3 protein-coding genes are annotated in these 2,970 nt (G+C 61.2%); 1 reads left to right on the forward strand and 2 read right to left on the reverse strand.

The window, feature by feature from the left end; genetic code table 11:
* Positions 1 to 213, reverse strand: a 213-nt coding sequence (locus EOL86_13300) for a hypothetical protein (GenBank protein NCD26551.1), incomplete at its 3' end; no start/stop codon positions are given.
* A 163-nt stretch (positions 214 to 376) separates the two neighbouring features.
* On the opposite strand from EOL86_13300, the gene acs reads away from it, so the two are divergent.
* Positions 377 to 2,350 (forward strand): acetate--CoA ligase, encoded by a 1,974-nt coding sequence (gene acs, locus EOL86_13305; GenBank protein NCD26552.1) that lies wholly within the window; start codon positions 377 to 379, stop codon positions 2,348 to 2,350.
* 113 nt (positions 2,351 to 2,463) lie between these two features.
* Here acs and EOL86_13310 read toward each other — a convergent pair.
* Positions 2,464 to 2,970: chemotaxis protein (locus EOL86_13310; GenBank protein NCD26553.1), on the reverse strand; the 507-nt coding region annotated here is incomplete at its 5' end.

Consider the following 2,970-nt stretch of genomic DNA (forward strand, 5'->3'; position numbering starts at 1 on the left):
ATCAGGGGTCAGGGGCAGGGATTTGATGTCGACATAGGACAAAACGCCGAAAATGGCTTCCTGGGCGCCGGACACGGGGAGCACGGGCCCAAGGAATTTTCCGGACATGAGGTTGCGCATCAATATGGCGCTCACGGATTCTGGATCGCGGGAGGCGCCGATAATGGCCAGTGAATTGGGCTTAAACAGCAAATCAAGATGTGTTACGCTCATCGTCCGAAAAGCTCCGTTTACCGACCGGCCCCGCCGGTGCTTCCGTTAACCGCCAATTTCAACCATTTACCAGAAAAGGAGGGAAAACAAAATCGATTTCTTCTACTGCTGATCTCAGTTCACGCCCGCATCCGGGCGCAACCCCACGCCAAGGAGGAGAATCATGACCCCTGAAAATATCCAAAGCCTGATGCACGAACAGCGCCTTTTCATGCCCCCGACCGCGCCGCGCGCGCACGTTCCGGACATGGCCACCTACGAGGACCACTACCGCCGCGCCGACCAGGACCCCGAAGGCTACTGGGCCGCCCGGGCCGAGGAACTGCTGAGCTGGGACAAAAAATGGGACAAGGTGTTGGATTATGACTTCGACAAGCCCGAGATCAACTGGTTCGTGAACGGCAAGCTCAATGTCAGCTTCAACTGTCTGGACCGCCACGTGGCCGCCGGCCGGGGCGACAAGACCGCCATCATCTGGCAGGGCGAGCCCGAGGATGACGTCCGCCACATCTCCTACCGCGAACTGCTGGCCGACGTGATCCGCTGCGCCAACCTGCTCAAGAAACTCGGAGTCGGGCGCGGCGACCGCGTCGCCCTGTACATGCCCATGATTCCGGAACTGGCCGTGGCCATGCTGGCCTGCACCCGCATCGGCGCGACACATTCCATCATTTTCGCCGGATTTTCGGCATCGAGCCTCATGAACCGCATCCAGGACTGCGACGCCAAGGTTTTGGTCACGGCCGACGCCGTGCTGCGCGGCGGCAAGAAAATTCCGCTCAAACCCAATGTCGACGAGGCCCTGGCCGGTTGTCCCAGCATTGGCGCCTGCGTGGTCGTGAAGCGGGCCGGCATCGACATCAACATGGTCATGGACCGGGACCAATGGTGGCATGACGCCATGGCCGACGAGACGTTGGGCGTGGAATGTCCTTGCGAATCCATGGACGCCGAGGATCTGCTCTTCATCCTCTACACCAGCGGTTCCACCGGCAAGCCCAAGGGTATCGTGCACACCACGGGCGGCTACCTGACCTACGCCGCCCACACCACCCAATGGGTGTTCAACCTTCATGACGACGACATCCATTTCTGCACGGCCGACATCGGCTGGATCACCGGGCATACCTATATTGTGTACGGCCCCCTGGCCCTGGGCGTGACTTCGGTCATGTTCGAAGGCGTGCCGTCCTACCCGGACCCGTCGCGATTTTGGGCTCTGGTCGAAAAATTCAAGGTCACGAGTTTTTACACCGCGCCCACGGCCATCCGCGCCCTGATGCGCGAAGGCGTACAGTGGACCGAAAAAAACGACCTGTCCTCCCTGCGCGTGCTCGGCAGCGTGGGTGAGCCCATCAACCCGGAAGCCTGGATGTGGTATCATCAGAACATCGGGAAGTCCAAACTGCCCGTTGTCGATACCTGGTGGCAGACCGAGACAGGCGGCATTCTCATCTCCGCCCTGCCCTTCGCCACGCCGCTCAAACCCGGTTCGGCCACCCGCCCCCTGCCCGGCGTGCATGCCCGCATCGTCGACGCCGACGGCAACCCGGCCGCGCCCAACGAGGGCGGTCACCTGGTCATCGAGCGCCCCTGGCCGGGCATGTTGCGCGGCGTGTTCGGCGACAAGGAGCGCTTCAAGCACCAGTACTTCGAGCGCTTTCCCGGCCGCTACGAGGCTGGCGACGGCGCGCGCATGGACGACGACGGCTATTTCTGGATCATGGGTCGTCTGGACGACGTCATCAATGTTTCCGGGCACCGCCTGGGCACGGCCGAGATCGAATCCGCCCTGGTTTCCCATCCGGCCGTGGCCGAGGCCGCCGTGGTCGGCATGCCCCACGAAATCAAGGGCCAGGCCATCTACGCCTACGTCACCCTGCGCGCCGACGCCGATGAATCCGACGAACTGATCAAGGAATTGCGCAATCACGTGCGCAAGGAAATTGGTCCCCTGGCCTCGCCGGAAGTCATCCAGTTCACCCTGGACCTGCCCAAGACCCGCAGCGGCAAGATCATGCGCCGGGTGTTGCGCAAAATCACCGAGGGCACCACGGCCCTGGAAGAATTCGGCGACACCTCGACCCTGGCCGATCCGTCGGTCATCCAGGACCTTATCGCCGGCCGTAATTCCTAGCCTTCCCCGGTGCCTTTCCCCGTGGCTGTACAGCCCACAAACAAAGCCCTTGTCGATCGGCAAGGGCTTTGTTTGTGGCTTCGAAACGCTTTACGCAGGAACGATTTTTTTCGTCATGATTTGTCTTCGTCTCGGCAGGCCTCGCGACCAGCGTCTCCCTGGAGCTCTCCGACCAAACCCTTGAGCTTTTCCGCGTCGCGGACCAACCCGTTGATGGAGGCCAAGCAGATCTTGACGGCTTTCGCGGTCGCGATGGCCACATCGTAAACTTCCTGAACAGCCTGTCTGTTCTGCTCGGAACTGGCGGCCTCTTCCCTGCTCAAGTGGGCTATGGCCTGTATTTGCGTTGCGGAGTCCTCGACCAACCGCAAGATCGCGGTCATATTCCGACCCGAAAGATCCGCCAGCCGGGAACTGCGTTCCATGTCCTGGGCGGCTTGTTCCGAAGCCTGAACGTTTTCTTGGACATACGTCTGAATACTTTCAACGGTCCGCCGTACATCGTTCGTGGCAGTCAACGTCTTTTCCGCCAATTTCCTGACCTCGTCCGCCACGACAGCAAACCCCCGGCCCGCATCCCCGGCACGCGCAGCCTCAATGGCGGCGTTCAGGGCCAGAAG

The sequence above is a fragment of the Deltaproteobacteria bacterium genome (assembly GCA_009930495.1).
Taxonomy (GTDB): Bacteria; Desulfobacterota; Desulfovibrionia; order Desulfovibrionales; family Desulfomicrobiaceae; genus Desulfomicrobium.